Below are 15,253 nucleotides of genomic sequence, written 5' to 3' on the forward strand. Positions count from 1 at the left end.
AGACGAACGATTCGAGCTCGGTGCGTTCCTCGTCTGAAAGATCAACCGTATACTCCTTGTTTACCATATCCTCTCTAACAGATTGTCTCTTAACAATCTATGGTTGACGAAGCACTAGTAACCGATTCGGCGAGTGAGACGCTCGTGAGCCGTAACCGAGAGACGTGGCTGACACGACTCGCATCTCGTCAAACGTTTTATCCGTGTGTCACCCCTCCACGGTAACGACACACGACCGTCCACGAAACCAGTGCCAGATCAGAGATGACCGAAACCGAGCCAGAGACGCAGTCGGCGGACGAATCTGACGTCCCGGAACCGCCCGGGCGCGAACGCCCACGCTGACGCTTCCGCGACGAACCGCCTCGCGTGCGTACTCGACCTGATAGAGGCGGCCGTCCGGCGAGAAGATGTTCGTCCCGCGGTCGTAGGCTTGCTGGCGCTGTCCGTTCATGCTGCCACCTCCTCGCGTTCGTCGTAGCCACGGATTTCGACGCCATCGCCGGTGACGCTGGCGATTGTGACGCCGTTGCCACTCGCCGTGTCACGTTCGGTGGCGCTCTCGATGGCTCGGCCCGCAACGCGCAGGGCGGACTCGGTCGAAAGTCCCCGCTCGTACTCGCGTTCGAGAACGCCGTAGGCGAGTTGCATCCCGCTCCCGCTGGCGACGTAATCTGCTTCCATCACGCCACCGGCAGGGTCGAGGTCGTAGACGTGCGGGCCGGTCGAATCGACGCCGCCGAGCGTCGGTTGGGCGGCGCGGTACGGGCTGTTGCGGAGGAGGTTGCCGGCGAGCGTCGAGAGGGCGGATACGTCGATGGGGTCGCCCCGCCGGGTCTCGTAGAGACTCGATTCGGCCCGGAGGGTTCGGACGAACGACTGGAGGTCACCGACGCCGCCAGCGATGGTCATCGCTGAAGTCGGGTGAACTCGCTTCACTTTCTGGACGTTCTTGTTCGTGACGAACCGGCCACCACCGACGCTGGCGCGGCAGTCTGCGGCGAGCAGAACACCGTCGGCCGTCGTTAGGGCAACCGTGGTCGTTCCTGTCTTCGTTATCGACTCGGACAGGGAAGACGAGAGGAGTTGCGTTCGGAAAAGTATTAGCTAAAATATATTTTATCAGGTGTCAGGAATCGTGCCACTCGACCATCTCGTTCACGTCGCCCGAGAGCGGTTCCTCGACGAGCGTTCGAAACGCCCCGTGACCGGCGAGCGTCCGGAGGCGGGTGACGTACTCGCGCCAGTCGGCGGCGCAGTCGGTGTGGAGATGCCACGAGTAGGCGGGCCGACGGGAGTCGGGTGAACTGATGCGGACTCCATCGATTACGTTTTCGACAGTTTCGGCACACCGCGGACACGTCGCCCCGGTAGAAGCGGCCTCGTCGCCGGTTTCCTCGGTACTCATCGTGGCAATCAGACACGTCTAGAATAGTTCAGTTCTTGGGTTCATCACGCCACCCTTTACGATGCCGACGGACGGCGGTCAGGGAGCGAGTTCGCGCATAGCGTCGAGCATCGACTCTTTCTCGCGGTCGGTGACGGCGAGCGAGAAACCGTCGAGCTGAGCGAGTTTGGGGGCGTGTTCCCAGAGGCCGTCCGGGTCGATACCGTGGAGAACGACGGCGTTGGGGGTGGGGTTGACGACGCGCATGGCGACGAGGGGGGATTCCCCGCGCGTAACGTTGGTAAAGACCAGCGCACGGTTCGTACTCTGCCCGTAGAGGCGATAGAACTCCTCGCTGGAGAGGCGGGTGATGGCCTCGATGCTGTCGATGACGGTGTGGCCGGTAATCTGTTCCTGGGACCCCGGCGTGAGCTCGGTGGCGCCGATGGCGTCGTAGAACTGCGAGAGTGGAACTCCGGTCGGATACTCCCGCAGGTCGCTCACGATGTCGCTGTCGAACCCCGCAGAGAGCACGCGGGCGTACTGTCGAATACGCCCGCCGCCGCGCTGTTCGTCGAGGTCGAGCAGGGCGTCGACGGTTCGACGAACGACGCCGATACCGGGATTCTCGCGTCGTCCGCTCTCGTAGTCGGAGATGACCGACGAAGAGACGTCGAGGTGGTCTGCGAGCGCCGTCTGAGACACGTCGAAGTCGGTGCGCCACTTGCGCAGGGTCGCTCCGGGGTCGTCGCTCAGGGTGATCTCCCCCGCAATCTGCTCGGCGAGCGTCCGGCGTGTGTCCGCCATGCATTCGCGTGTGACGCTGGCACAGAAAAGCATACCGAAACCGAGTTTCGACGAGCGTCGAATCTCGGGTGTCCAGTACTACGTTTCGTTCGTAGAGTCGTCTCTGCGAGGTGATTTCGTCCGCAGAAGGTTTTGCGAGAGCCTGTTTTTGGCCCTTGTGAGGTTTTGCGAGGGAAGAGCGCTCCGATGCGGTCTTCCTGCACTCGTAGTGAGTGCGAGGGAAGGGATTTGAACCCTTGGACCTCTACAGGAGCGGATCTTGAGTCCGCCGCCGTTGGCCGAGCTTGGCTACCCTCGCACGCAATGCTAACTCCATCGTCGGTAAGTTAAAACGTTGCGAATCGAAAAACGACGCTCCGCGTTCGTCTCACCGCACCAATCAATCGTGACTGCGACAGAATCGAGGGTCGCACTCGACGAGGTGGTCGCGGCGGCCCGCGAAGCGGAAGTATTGGGGAAAGTAGGACGGTCAGCGCCTCTAATTCAGAATTCTGCAAGAGGGCTCCGTGTAGTGTGTAAGGATATTTATTACTGGGGCATTTCAGTAGCGGTATGAAGCTGGATGACACGGACCGCGCTATTTTAGAAGCACTCCAAGCGAATGCTCGAACCCCGTTCAGCGAAATCGCCCGACAGATAGATATGTCCAGTGCGACGGTACACGACCGCGTCAACCGCATGGAAGAAGCGGGCGTCATCACCGGCTACCACGCGACCATCGACCCGAAGAAAGTCTCACTCGGCATCTCCGCGTTCGTCGGCCTCCGCGTCGAACAAGGTCGCGAGAAAGACACGCTCAAGAAACTCGAATCGATAGAGGGGATTCAGGAGGTTCACCTCACGACCGGTTCGTGGGACGTGATGGCTCGCGTCTACGCGACGGACGCAGACAGCCTCCGCGAGTTGATGTTCGACACCATCGCTCAGATGGACGGATTTTCTCGTTCGCAGACCATGGTCGTCCTCGGGTCGCCCTACGAGAGTAGAGAACTGCCCCTCGGTGGGGCTGTCGAGGAATAATCAGACCGGAAACGTAAAATCCGTTCGCTCCGGTTCGTGCGATATGGATACCGTAAACGAGGGTCTCGACAACGAGCGCACGTGGGCGGGTGGCGTCCTCGTCGCTATCGTCGCGCTGGTCGGTGGCGCACTCGTCTTCCCGAAACAGGTGTACGACGGGTTCATCTGGCACTACTTCTGGGGGCCCGTCGTCGCCGACGCGAACGGAGCGTCGTGTGCCGTCCGCGAGGGCGGAACGACGAAGTTCCTGGACGACGCCGCCGCCTGTGCGGCCGCGCCGGAACCGGTCGCCGTTCCGGGGTACACGCTCGTTTCGGAGGTCGGCTACGCAGTCACGCTCATCGTCGCGCTCCTCGGCGTCGTTTTCCTCCTCCGGCGACTCGACGTCGGCCAGGAGAGGAGTCTCTTTTTCGCGCTGTTCCCGTTCATGCTGTTCGGCGGGGCGCTCCGCGTGGTCGAAGACGCGAACGACGCGCTCCGACAGATTGGAACCGAGGCGATTCCGTTCCCGTGGAACACTCTCATCATCAGTCCGATCATCTACTTCACCGTCTTCGCGATTACGCTCGCTGCACTCGTCGTAACCGTCACCCTCGACAGACGCGGTGCGGTGGCCGACTACGAGTACCCACTCGCGGGAATCGGAACGCTCGTCCTCGCGGTCACGATAGGCTACCTGTTCGTGCTGGCGACGTCGACCCAGCGAGTCGCGTTCTACCCGCTCGTGCTCGTCGTCGTCCTCGGCGGTGCGACGCTGGTGACCGCCGTCACGTGGTGGGGAATAAACCGCTACGCCCCAGAGATCAACGCCGGGACGGAGTTCATCGGGGCGGTGGTCATCTGGGGACACGCGGTAGACGGGGTGGCGAACGTCGCGGTCCTCGACTGGGCGGGCGCGCTCGGACTGGCGGGCGAGTACGGTGCGAAACATCCAGTAAACCAGGGCATCATCGACATCACGTCGTCCGTGCTTCCGGGGTCTATCACGTCGGTCGTCGGGACCGCGTGGCCGTTCTTACTCGTGAAGATCGTCGCCGCGCTCGCCGTCGTCTGGGTGTTCGACGAACAGATTTTCGAGGAGAGTCCGCGCTACGCCATCCTCTTGCTCATCGCTATCCTCGCAGTTGGACTGGGGCCGGGGACGAGAGATATGCTTCGAGCGACGTTCGGTATCTAACTGAGTCGCTCTAGCGTCGCTTCCGGAAAATATCGCTTACCGCAGTTCTGACACGCCGCCACTTCGACCGACTCGGCTTCGGCAAATCCCAGGTGTTCGGCACGGACGCGTTCTTTCGACAACGGTGACTCACAGGTCGCACACGTGAGGTCGTACTCGGTCGTCATACTATCACTACCCCGAACGTATAAGAGATATTATGCATGATTAATTATTCACCACTCTCTGAGATAGGACGCTCGGTGATATAAATCCTATGTGCCTCACTAGCACAGTCCATCACGATGATACGGCAGAATCGGAACCGACGCTCCCCGGCGGCGGCTTCTACGGATACGGGTGTGGCTCTCGGTCGAGTCGCGGTTCGAATCCGAGGTCTTCCGGCACTGTTCGGGCGCGCTCGCCGAAGAACGGTTCACCGGTAAAAAGCGGCTGTGCGGCCGGGGCGAGCACGCGAACCGCCTCGAAGCCGAGCGATTCGACGTCCCGTGTGGTGAGGCGCACGCCGTACACCTCGAACGCCTCGCCCGCACGCGAAACGACCGCTTCTAACTCCGCGGTTCCCGTCGGCACGTCGTGGCCGACGCTGGCGCTCGGAATCGTCGTCTCCGGCGAGACGAACCGACGAACTGGTTCCGGAAAGTCAGCGTAGTGGGCTATCTGTCCCCCGGCATCTGCCGCCTCCTCCGGCCCCATCAGTTTCAACTCCGTCCAGTTCTGCAGCGCCTCCGCCAGCGCAGACCGTGCCGCTGTGTCCGGGTCGAGGTCGGCACCTGACCCGAGTGCGAACTGCGGCCACTCGTCGTCCCGATGCACCGCCACCGCAACCACTGGAACGTCCACGTCCTGCGTCACGAGCAGGGCTGTCACGTCGAGCGATTCGGCCCGCGCTCGCTTACGGAGCGTCTCGAACCCGGGGTCGTCGACCGCCAGTTCCAGCGGTTCGAACGAGGAGTACCACGCGAGCATCGTCGCATCGCGTTCTATCACCTCGTACAGCCCCGACAACAGGGCCTCCGTGGTCGAGTTGCCCAGTCCCAGTCCCGTCGTTATCGACGGTTTGAACCGCTGTTCCGGCGGCGGGAAGTGGACGAACTCCGCAGGGAGATGTGCTAGCTCACCGGTCACCAGATTCCGACCGGGAACCCACGCCAGTTCCTCGTTCCCGGGGTCCGTCCATCCCGCTGGTCGGACGAACTCGGCGGGTGAGACCGTGTCGTCGACGTCGGACGGGCGAGCCACGCCGAACGACGATTCGCGGTAGATGCCCGCACAGTAGCGTTCCATCGCCTCACCGACCGCCTTCATCAACGCTTCGTCCCACTCAGCGGAGACACCGGCCGCTTTTTCCGCGGCGCGCGCGTCGCTGAACTCCGTCGTATCGCAGGTGGTGGCGAGATAGTAGGGGACTGGAAACGACGCCACCTCGCCGAGGGAGCGGACGATACCGACGCGGTCGTCCAGCGCGATTTCGGCGTGCGAGACTGCCTCGTCTAGCGAGCGCTCTGCGTGGTCGACTCCGAGCGTCCGGTCGCGCTCGTCGCCACACACTGGACATCCCGGAATCGGAAGAAGTCGTCGCTCCGCGTGCGGAATTTCTACGACGCCGCCGAGTACCGACGATTCGCCCCCGGACAGAAGCACTGCCGCCTCGCGTCCGGCGAGTGCCCCCGCGAATCGTGCGGTCGCGGCATCGACGTCCGCCACCCCACCGTCGTCCCAGTCGCTGCTTTCGTCCGCGTTCGATGCGACACGGCGACACAGACACTCGAAACACGCCGTCTCGGGTGCGAACCCGGAGATGGCAGCGTCGACGTTCGGGATGGGATGCCCGCCGACACCGCCGAGTTCGACGGCCAGCCACGCGGTTCCCGATCGATTCGCCCGTGAGAAAGAACGCGAACCCACGTCGTCGACGACGACGGCGAAATCGACGTCGGCGACCTCGTCCGGTTCGAGTTCGGTGACGGTGCTGTCTACGTCCGCGAGTGCCGCCACGACCGCATCGGCCGTCGGTCCGGTTCCGACGACGCCCAGCGTAGTGCTCATGTGCGAGACGAGACGCGCGCGTGGCAAAAGTACGACGGATGAAGTGGCGCGAGAGCTGCCGCTGGTGGGGTGGAAAAACGAAACAAATCGAGTTCAGTGGAGGATGCCCTGTGCGACGCTCGCGAGCTGGTCGGTGTCGGCGTTCTGCAGGTCGTCGTTGGCGAGTTTTAGACGCAGACGCGGACGACCGACGTCGATGGGGACCTTCTCCGTGCCAATGAGGCCCATGTCTTCGAGTTTGGTCTTCGTGCGAGAGAACGTCGCCTTGCTGGCGATACCGACGTCCTCGCCCCACTTGCTGATATCGTAGAGCAGAGCCTCGTTTTTCGCTGCGACGAGGAGACTGATGGTCACTTCGTCCAGTCCGTCGCCGTCACCGCGTGCGGTATCGAGCGATGCGAGGACGCTGTTGAAGTCGTCTTCGGCTTCCGGACTGATTTCCTCTCGAAGGGTGTCTCGGACGCGCGAAATCGGCGGCGTGCGAAGGGAGAAGTCGTTTGCATCCTCCCAGTTGGACGAATAGGTGCTGTATGCAGCGTCCACGAACTCCGCTTCGTCCGATGTCAGTCCACCGACCTGGTCACCGGCGGTGACGAGTGCGATGACGAGATCCTCGGTGACGAGAAGGGAGTTTCCGGACGTATCGTCCGTTGTGCGTAGCGAGAGGACGCCCTCGTCGATGAGGTCTGCGGTGTTGCTGGCGATGATGAAATCCTCCATCACGTTCTTCAGGATTCCCTCGTCGGCGAGCATGCGCATCTCGGGGAGGTCGCCGTCGTACTGGGTCGCGGCATCGATGAGGTCTTCGATGGCGTTCGCCGACGGGTTTACCACGAGCATCACTTCGGGCGCGTCGTCGATGACGGCCTGAAGGATCTCGTGGAGGCTTTGATTCAACAGGTTCGATTTTGTTTCCATACAGGTAGTGACGAGATTCAGGTATTTAATTTTAACGTTCGAAATCACCGGAAATCATGGATTATGAGCCGTGAACAATTAGTCAACGTTGTAATTATAATCGTCCAATTAGTATAATACCGTTCTAAGTAGGGATTACTATTCCAATAATTTTAATATCCAGAATCCCCCACCGTTCGGTTCGAATCTCCACTGAGTCTCGTGTATTTTGGTGGATACAAGCCCTGTTGTGCCGGTTGTAGTAAAAATTGTCGAGAGTAATCACGAATTACCAATTCAATTCTACGTGAACAGTCCGAAAGAATGAAGTATGAATGTGGACGATCAACATGTGTCATGCGTGGTAAAATCCGGCAGTGGCTGACAGAACATCCAAAGGCAACGAATGCGGCATTTAGTTTGATGCTCGGGTACACGTACGTGCAGGGAAGTACCATTAACCCACTCGCGGCATCAGGCGCAACTCAAGGACCGTAATCGACCTGCAGCTGCGTGAGCAACGCGTTTTCTTCCGACCAGTACAGTTCTCCATCGAAGACAACTGGCATCTCAGCTCGTTTCAGAAACGAGCACAGCTCTTCTGCGTCCAACAGGAAAGACGCGTCGTTGCCGTGGAGATGCAGTTCGTCGTTACCGGCTATGTACGGTTGATAACAACCGCCGACCATCGACACTGCGAGAGAGGTGTACGTGAGACGAAATCCGTCTCCGACCCGTTCGATTTTTCCCGAGACGGGCATATGATTGTCCGACTGCGTCAACCTGTGTGTGCCATCACCGACCACCGAGTAATCCTTGTTCATCATTATCCGACGACGAGCGAGTTGAAGGGCGTGTTGGATGTTGAAGCCGTTTATCAACAGGCGTGCGAACGAGACGCCGACTTTTGCGGCCTGTTTGTTCAGCACCTTGTTGAACGTCACTGCGCCTGCAACGCTCCCCTTCTGGACGAGTTCGAGCCCTTCGAAATACGAGCCACAGGCGTTGAGAAAGAACGTCTGCGTGTTGCTCTCTTCGATGTCCACGACCGAGAGATTGCCGTCTACACAGCGCAAGCCGCTCTCCTCACAGTGGCCGATGTAGTGAACGAAATCTTGTTGCGATTCGAACACTTCCGCGAGCTCGTCACGGGTCAGATGGTCGAGAACCGTCACGTCCATCGGCAGGTCTTCTGCACGATCGAGGTAGATGTCGACCGCGCTCTCGTGTTCGTCACCCATCTCGTCGTCGTTGAGGATAAGCATCACCTCGATTTCCTCGCTGTCCCTGTCCAGATAGTTGAACTGATGTTCATACGCGCTCGGTTCGACTTTGAACACGTCGATAGGGACGCCATCCGCGAGCCACCCGTGGATGGTTCCGCGATGCAGTTGCGGCTTGATTCTGTCAACTGATTTGACGTTTTCGGCGCTCCCCACTCGATACGAGTGGCCGACGGAAACAGTAGACGGCGTAGACTTCGTGGGGCGCGGTGAGTCACGATAGAAGTCGCCCAGCGACGCGTCTAACAGTTCGTTCCGATTGAGGTTTGACGACTCTGGGAGGTAGATGAGACTGAGATTGGAAAGCAAATACGGTAGCGTCGGGATGTTCTCGACGCTCGGTTCGACATACATCGACAGGTGCCAATCGGGAAGGTCGTCGTCGATGCGTTCGAACTCCGCGATGTCGTACGTGACCAACTGTTCGGCGGGTGTCGAATCGTAGACGGTTTTCGCGTCGATGTCGATCTCGTCGAGAAGCGGCATTTCCGCGAGTTTCCAGTTGTATGGGCCAGCGTTTCGAACGAGACAGTCGAGAAAGAACACTCGCCGAAGCAGTTCTGCGACTTCGTGTTGATACTTCGGGAGGGCGCTGAACTGGTACGTGAAGTTGACCGATGGAGCGCGAAGAGCGGGCGCATCGCGTTGTTCGACTCGCACCTCTGCCTGTAAGTAGTACGCCAGCGGTGCCGTAACGAACAGCGTGGCGAAATCGTCGGGGACACGGAGCGTGATGCCGGTGGTGTTCGTTTCCTCTCGAACCTGGTCCGGAACGTTCACCTCCTCACCCAGTTCGAATCGTGGCGGGTGGCCGCGGAGCGTCGGAAACGACCGGTCGGGACCCGAGGTTTTGTGCGACGACGACGCGTACGTGAGTGCAGTCGCCAACCCTTCCGTCGTCGGCGGAATGGTTATTGTGTCGACGGGAACCTCGTGATGGCTTCGAAACCCGAACGTTATCGGGATTTTCCCGTAGAAAGAGATGATTAACTCGTCGAAATCTGATGTTTTCCTGATAGTTGCGGAACCGGAAAACCGGAGGTAGGTCTTGATGTTTCCGTGGATGTTCGCGAGATACTCTCCGTCGGGAAGTGTCAGTATCTCCGTCTCGCTCCCGTGATGGTAGCGTTCACCCGTTTCTACTTCGGTGATGCTCACGAGATTCGGAGGAAACTGGAGTCTCGATGCGTAACCGGAAACGGTCTCGTCGATGGGCCTGTCGATAGTTCGTTCGTCGCCACCCCCTTCCCAGTCGTGTGCACCGATACTAATCTCGGTCTTCGCGCGGTCTAACGCACGAATACCGGTATCGGTTTCCTCCCACTCTATCATGCAGGTAATAGAAGCATTATCTCACTGTTAGTTTAAATTTCTGTCGGGGTCGCGAAGCGTGCCCCCCGAAAGGTAAACTTATACGGTGTGGTGACCGGGTTTTGCACATGGAGTACGACCACGTCCGGGCTGTCGATCCGGAAGTCGCCGACGCGCTCGAAGCCGAAGTCGAACGCGAACGTGACACGCTGGAGATGATCGCCAGCGAAAACTTCGTCAGCGAGGCAGTGCTCGAAGCGCAGGGGAGTACCTTGACGAACAAGTACGCCGAAGGCTATCCCGGCGAACGCTACTACGGTGGATGCGAGCACATCGATACGGTCGAATCGCTCGCCATCGAGCGCGCGAAAGAACTGTGGGGGGCAGAGCACGTCAACGTCCAGCCACACAGCGGGTCGCAGGCGAACATGGGCGTCTACCTCGCCGCGCTCGAACCGGGTGATAAGATTCTCTCGCTCGACCTGACCCACGGCGGCCACCTGAGTCACGGCCACCACGTCAACTTCGCCGGAAAACTGTACGAGGTCGAACAGTACAAGGTCGACCCCGAAACGGGGTATCTGGACTACGACGCGCTCTACGACCACGCCGTCGAGTTCGAACCGGACATCATCGTCTCCGGCTACTCCGCCTACCCCCGGCAGGTCGAGTGGGAGCGGATTCAGGAGGCCGCAGACGCCGTCGACGCCTACCACCTCGCGGACATCGCCCACATTACGGGGCTCGTCGCGGCGGGCGAACATCCCTCGCCGGTCGGCGTCGCGGACTTCGTCACGGGTTCTACCCACAAGACGATTCGCTCGGGTCGCGGCGGCATCATCATGTGCGACGAAGAACACGCCGACGCCGTCGACTCCGCCGTCATCCCCGGTATGCAGGGCGGCCCGCTCATGCACAACATCGCCGGCAAGGCCGTCGGTTTCAAGGAAGCACTCGACCCGGCGTTCGACGAGTACGCCGCCCGCACCGTGGAGAACGCGGAAGTCCTGGGTGAGACGCTTCAGGATCACGGCTTCAGTCTCGTCTCGGGCGGGACGGACACCCACCTCGTCCTGGTGGACCTGCGAGAATCGCACGAAGACGTGACCGGCAAGGACGCCGAAAAAGCCCTCGAAGAGGTCGGCATCGTTCTCAATGCGAACACCGTTCCGGGCGAGACGCGCTCGCCGTTCGTCACCAGCGGTATCCGCGCGGGGACCCCCGCGCTCACGACCCGCGGCTTCGACACGGAGGATATCACGGTCGTCGGCGACCTCATCGCGCGTACGGTGAATCACGTAGACGACGAAGACGTGAAAGCCGAAGTGGCAGAGCGGGTGAAGAACCTCTGCGATGCGAATCCGCTGTACGAGTAGCGTTCAAGACCTCAGTTTTTCCCGTGACATGATAGACGTAACTGATCGCACCTAGAGTTCGAACTATGTCGGAGCAACTAGCCGGTTTCGCGAACGCAGACGTCGTCTTCGCCGACGGCCGAACGCTCACCGACGTCCGTGTCGCCATCTATCCGGGATGGATACGAATCCAGACCGAAATCGCGAATCAGTTCCATCCACGCGAGCAGATAGACCGGATTCGGTCGAGTCGGAGGAACGAGTAGACTCCTCGGAAATATGCACATATATGATTAGAATTGGCTCATCGGTTCTCGAAATGAGCACGAACCCGAATGTTGAAGGGGCTTCGTCGCCCACGTTTCGCCAATGGTAGACATCATCGACGGGAAGGCGGTCGCCGAGCAGATTCGAACCGACCTCAGAGCGAGCATCGAGACGTTGAAAGCCGAGGGCGTGACACCCGGCCTCGCTACGGTGCTCATGAGCGGCGACCCCGCGAGCGAGACCTACGTCTCGATGAAACAGCGCGACTGCGAGGAGGTCGGAATCGACGGAATCCACGTCGAAATCGAACCCGACGCACCGGCCTCGGAGCTATACGACACCATCGACGAGTTAAACGACGACCCCGACGTTCACGGAATGCTCGTCCAGATGCCCGTCCCAGACCACGTGGATTCCCGGCGTGTCATCCGGGCTATCGACCCGATGAAGGACGTCGACGGGTTTCACCCGGAGAACGTCGGGATGCTCGTCGCAGGTCACCCCCGATTCAAACCCTGCACACCCCACGGCGTCCAGAAACTCCTCGATTCGGCGGGCGTCGACCCGGAAGGGAAAGACGTGGTCATCGTCGGTCGGTCGAACATCGTCGGCAAACCCCTCGCAAATCTCCTCATCCAGAAAGCGGAGGGTGGTAACGCGACTGTGACGGTCTGTCACTCTCGGACGAACGACCTCGCGGAGAAGACCCGTGCGGCGGACGTCGTCGTCGCGGCCTGTGGCGTTCCCGAACTCGTCGACGGGTCGATGCTCTCCGATGGCGTGACCGTCATCGACGTCGGCGTCAATCGCGTCGAGGCCGACACAGAGAAGGGCTACGAACTCGTCGGAGACGTGGAGTTCGAGAGCGCGAAAAAGAAAGCGAGAGCGATCACGCCGGTTCCCGGCGGTGTCGGCCCGATGACCCGCGCGATGTTGCTCTACAACACGGTGAAAGCCGCCGGTCAGCGAGCGGAAATCGACGTCGAACTCCCGTAACCAGAACCCTATTCGAGTCGCCCGAGGCGGTCGCGCGCGCTCACGAGGGTGTCCTCGTCGTTCTCTCCGAGATACCGTGCGAGGTCGCGTGCCGCCGACACGAGCGCGTCCGCGGCGTCGACGTCGAGTCCTCCTTCGAGCGCCCGGGCGCGACGAACGTGCTCGCCGAGTGTTTCGAGCGTGTTCCGGCCCTCTCGGTCGCCGTCTTGTTCTTTGAACCACTTGCCCATCTCTCGGTGATAGTCGTACAGTGCCTCCGAGTAGGCGAGGCCCCGAACGTCGTGCATCGACTCGGGGACGTCTGCGGTGGCGGGGCGTTCTCCCTCGTCGGCACCGCGGAGGAGCGAGAGGAAGTAGATCTCCTCGTCGTCGGTCACGTCGAACGCGCGTCCCACCACGTCCGCGACGTGTCGGAGTTCCTGTGCCGCGAGGTAGGTGTCGTCCAGCGGGCGGAGGTCGCCACCGCTGATGAACCCGCGCTTTCTGACGTACTCCCGTGCTGCATCTTCCGCGAGGTCGGCGGTCTCTTGGAGGGGCACGTCGTCTACCGCCTCGCGTACTTCGGCCAACTCGAGCGTCGCGGCACCGTCGGTGTGCTGGACGCGACTCGCTTCGAGGCCCACGCTTCGCACGCTGTCACACTCCGGGCAGGTGACGCTCCCCGTCTCGTAGTACGACCACTGGGTCCCGCAGTCCTGACACTCGCGGGTTCCGCGGACTTTCATGTTCCCCCCTTGGAGTGCCCGAGTGAAAACTCTCACGCGAACGCGAAAACGACCGGACGCCGGGAAACGAACGTCCCGGCGACGTCGTGCAGGAACAGGTTTATGAGGGATGTCCAACAAGTGACGTGTATGTCGTCACCCGATTCGACATCGACGGCGGAGGATAGAGTAAGTCGCCCCGAGGCGACTGGTCGAGAAATCCTCGACCACGTGTAGTCCGACCCATTCTGACGGTGCGCTCGTTCCTGAGGAGACGCGAGTCTCGGTTTCGAGTACGGACGACGGCGTGTCGGTGACCGTTCTCGGCGAAACCCACGAACTCTCGAGGCGCGAGGCCGACCACCTGCGTGGTGCTCTCGGGCGGGCGCTGACCGAACGCCGGGAGTTCGTCAACACGGTCGGCGAACACCGCGAGGACGGAAGCTACGTCGTCTCTCGCAGAGGTGTGGACTCGGCCGGTCACCGAAAAGTGTTCGAGGAGTTCGACTCACTGACTCGACTGTACGACCGACTTCCAACGGAGTTCACCGTAGACGACGTGGGCGAACGTGGTCTCACCGGCGGGCGGCGACACATGCTCGTCCACCACTTCGTTGAACACCCCGACTTCGACACCGAACTGGTCTCGCGCCAGCCACTCACGGCACGAAAGGAGGCCGAACGAACGCGGTGAACGCCTCGTGAGGGTGGACGATGCCGAGAAGGGAGAGCGGAGACGGGGTGAACGCTTTTCGGGGTGGCCTGCTTCGTCTCGCGTATGCCACGACCATCGACGTTCTCCATCGTCGCACGAGACTCCGAACAGGACGCCGTGGGCGTCGCCGTCCAGTCGAAGTTCGTCAGCGTCGGCTCCGTCGTTCCGTTCGCCAGCGCAGATGCAGGCGCAATCGCCACACAGAGTTTCGCCAACGTCGCCTACGGGCCGGACGGTCTCGACCTGCTTCGGGCGGGCAACTCCGCCGAGGAAGTCCTCAAAGAACTCACCGGTGCAGACCCGGAGTTCGAGTCGCGCCAGGTCGGAATCGTGGGACAGGACGGTTCCGTCGCTGCGTTCACCGGAAACGAGTGTTTCGACCACGCGAGTGATATCCAGGGCGACCACTACACTGTCCAGGGCAACATCCTGGAGAACCGCGAGACGCTCGAAGTGATGGCCAAGACGTTCGAGGAGACCGACGGTGATCTACCGGAGCGACTCATCGCCGCGCTCCACGCGGGCAACGAGGTGGGCGGCGACAAACGCGGCGAACAGAGCGCGGCATTGTACGTCGTCAAACCCGAAGGGGGGTACGACGGACGCAACGACCGCTGGGTGGACGTGCGCGTGGACGACCACGAAGCGCCCATCGACGAACTGGAGCGCGTGTTCAAAATCTACGACGTGACGTTGTTAGAGCGGGCCGAACCCGACGAGACGATGGAGCTGTCGGGAGAGACCGCGAAAGCAGTCGCCACGACGCTCGCCGAACTCGGCTTCTTCGAGGGGACGCCGTCGGAGCAGTTCGGCGAGGACGAGCGCGACGCGCTCGAAGATTTCCGGGGGATGAACAACTTCGAGAACCACTCGCTCTCCGTGCTGGAGGACGCTCTTGCGCGTGGGTGGGACGACGCCGACGACGCTGGCGAGCGAACGAACGAAGAGAAGATGGTCGACGCCATCTGGCACGGACTGTCACGACTCGATCGACGATAGCGTCGGTAGCTGCGTGCTTTCGAGGAGCCCACCAGTAGTCAGCCGGTTTTCACGAACGCGTCGCGCGATGAGTTTCTTCCGCTGGTGTGAAGCGACGGCTAAAGAGATGATTCTGTCGTCGTCAGGTGTTTCGAGAGCGGTTTACGGCCGGTTCGACGTCGTCAGAACGCTCATCTGTAGCGGTGAATACTTTCTCATGACTGGAGTTCGTAGCCTTCCCCAGCATGGTCAGCAGAGAGAGTGTCAACGAGGTCTTTCTGCCTGACAAAGAGGACTGTTTAGAGTA

Annotated in this window: 15 protein-coding genes, 1 tRNA gene and 1 pseudogene; 7 read left to right on the forward strand and 10 right to left on the reverse strand. The window is 60.9% G+C overall.

Translation table 11 applies throughout. From position 1 onward, the window contains the following. Positions 1-328: 328 nt before the first annotated feature. The 5 genes and pseudogenes from ACR3FF_RS21210 to ACR3FF_RS21230 form a co-directional block, all read right to left on the reverse strand. Positions 329-454 (reverse strand): annotated as a pseudogene (locus ACR3FF_RS21210) (proteasome subunit alpha); the annotation flags it as partial. Beyond that, positions 451-1,071 (reverse strand): Ntn hydrolase family protein, encoded by a 621-nt coding sequence (locus tag ACR3FF_RS21215; RefSeq protein WP_458190148.1) that lies wholly within the window; start codon positions 1,069-1,071, stop codon positions 451-453. The pseudogene ACR3FF_RS21210 and the gene ACR3FF_RS21215, both read right to left, overlap by 4 nt. A gap of 58 nt (positions 1,072-1,129) precedes the next feature. Beyond that, the gene (locus ACR3FF_RS21220; RefSeq protein ID WP_458190132.1) at positions 1,130-1,408 is read right to left on the reverse strand and encodes a hypothetical protein; all 279 of its coding nucleotides are present in this window, start codon (positions 1,406-1,408) and stop codon (positions 1,130-1,132) included. A 78-nt stretch (positions 1,409-1,486) separates the two neighbouring features. Next, positions 1,487-2,194 (reverse strand): helix-turn-helix domain-containing protein, encoded by a 708-nt coding sequence (locus ACR3FF_RS21225; RefSeq protein WP_458190133.1) that lies wholly within the window; start codon positions 2,192-2,194, stop codon positions 1,487-1,489. Between the two features lie 213 nt (positions 2,195-2,407). Beyond that, a tRNA-Leu gene (locus ACR3FF_RS21230) sits at positions 2,408-2,492 on the reverse strand. Positions 2,493-2,746: 254 nt separating this feature from the next. Here ACR3FF_RS21230 and ACR3FF_RS21235 point away from each other — a divergent pair. Further along, positions 2,747-3,214, forward strand: a complete 468-nt coding sequence (locus ACR3FF_RS21235; RefSeq protein ID WP_458190135.1) for an Lrp/AsnC family transcriptional regulator — start codon at positions 2,747-2,749, stop codon at positions 3,212-3,214. A gap of 43 nt (positions 3,215-3,257) precedes the next feature. Next, positions 3,258-4,391 carry a DUF63 family protein gene (locus ACR3FF_RS21240; protein ID WP_458190136.1) on the forward strand — a complete coding sequence of 378 codons (1,134 nt, stop codon included), beginning with the start codon at positions 3,258-3,260 and terminating at the stop codon, positions 4,389-4,391. Here the strand turns inward: ACR3FF_RS21240 and ACR3FF_RS21245 are convergent. From ACR3FF_RS21245 to ACR3FF_RS21260, 4 genes are all read right to left on the reverse strand, one after another. Further along, positions 4,388-4,558 carry a DUF7479 domain-containing protein gene (locus ACR3FF_RS21245; protein WP_458190137.1) on the reverse strand — a complete coding sequence of 57 codons (171 nt, stop codon included), beginning with the start codon at positions 4,556-4,558 and terminating at the stop codon, positions 4,388-4,390. The two genes, ACR3FF_RS21240 and ACR3FF_RS21245, sit on opposite strands and share 4 nt — an antisense overlap. Before the next feature lie 160 nt (positions 4,559-4,718). Beyond that, on the reverse strand, positions 4,719-6,440 hold the full coding sequence (locus tag ACR3FF_RS21250) for a YcaO-like family protein (RefSeq protein ID WP_458190138.1): 1,722 nt from the start codon (positions 6,438-6,440) through the stop codon (positions 4,719-4,721). 93 nt (positions 6,441-6,533) lie between these two features. Further along, positions 6,534-7,358 carry a transcriptional regulator TbsP gene (tbsP, locus tag ACR3FF_RS21255; protein ID WP_458190139.1) on the reverse strand — a complete coding sequence of 275 codons (825 nt, stop codon included), beginning with the start codon at positions 7,356-7,358 and terminating at the stop codon, positions 6,534-6,536. Positions 7,359-7,822: 464 nt separating this feature from the next. Beyond that, positions 7,823-9,952 carry a hypothetical protein gene (locus ACR3FF_RS21260; protein ID WP_458190140.1) on the reverse strand — a complete coding sequence of 710 codons (2,130 nt, stop codon included), beginning with the start codon at positions 9,950-9,952 and terminating at the stop codon, positions 7,823-7,825. 107 nt (positions 9,953-10,059) lie between these two features. On the opposite strand from ACR3FF_RS21260, the gene glyA reads away from it, so the two are divergent. The 3 genes from glyA (at position 10,060) to ACR3FF_RS21275 (ending at position 12,549) form a co-directional block, all read left to right on the forward strand. Further along, positions 10,060-11,307: a serine hydroxymethyltransferase gene (gene glyA / locus ACR3FF_RS21265; protein ID WP_458190141.1), complete on the forward strand. Its 1,248-nt coding sequence runs from the start codon at positions 10,060-10,062 to the stop codon at positions 11,305-11,307. 65 nt (positions 11,308-11,372) lie between these two features. Then, complete coding sequence (locus tag ACR3FF_RS21270; protein WP_458190142.1) at positions 11,373-11,552, forward strand: hypothetical protein; 180 nt, start codon at positions 11,373-11,375, stop codon at positions 11,550-11,552. A gap of 103 nt (positions 11,553-11,655) precedes the next feature. After that, positions 11,656-12,549: a bifunctional methylenetetrahydrofolate dehydrogenase/methenyltetrahydrofolate cyclohydrolase gene (locus tag ACR3FF_RS21275; RefSeq protein WP_458190144.1), complete on the forward strand. Its 894-nt coding sequence runs from the start codon at positions 11,656-11,658 to the stop codon at positions 12,547-12,549. Positions 12,550-12,557: 8 nt separating this feature from the next. On the opposite strand, the gene ACR3FF_RS21280 is transcribed toward ACR3FF_RS21275, so the two are convergent. Continuing rightward, positions 12,558-13,274, reverse strand: a complete 717-nt coding sequence (locus tag ACR3FF_RS21280; protein ID WP_458190145.1) for a DUF7117 family protein — start codon at positions 13,272-13,274, stop codon at positions 12,558-12,560. Between the two features lie 286 nt (positions 13,275-13,560). On the opposite strand from ACR3FF_RS21280, the gene ACR3FF_RS21285 reads away from it, so the two are divergent. Together ACR3FF_RS21285 and ACR3FF_RS21290 are read left to right on the forward strand one after the other, a co-directional pair. Continuing rightward, complete coding sequence (locus ACR3FF_RS21285) at positions 13,561-13,947, forward strand: DUF7528 family protein (RefSeq protein ID WP_458190146.1); 387 nt, start codon at positions 13,561-13,563, stop codon at positions 13,945-13,947. Positions 13,948-14,031: 84 nt separating this feature from the next. Further along, complete coding sequence (locus ACR3FF_RS21290) at positions 14,032-14,967, forward strand: DUF1028 domain-containing protein (RefSeq protein WP_458190147.1); 936 nt, start codon at positions 14,032-14,034, stop codon at positions 14,965-14,967. The last annotated feature ends 286 nt before the right edge of the window (positions 14,968-15,253 follow it).

The organism is Haladaptatus ordinarius (assembly GCF_054177595.1).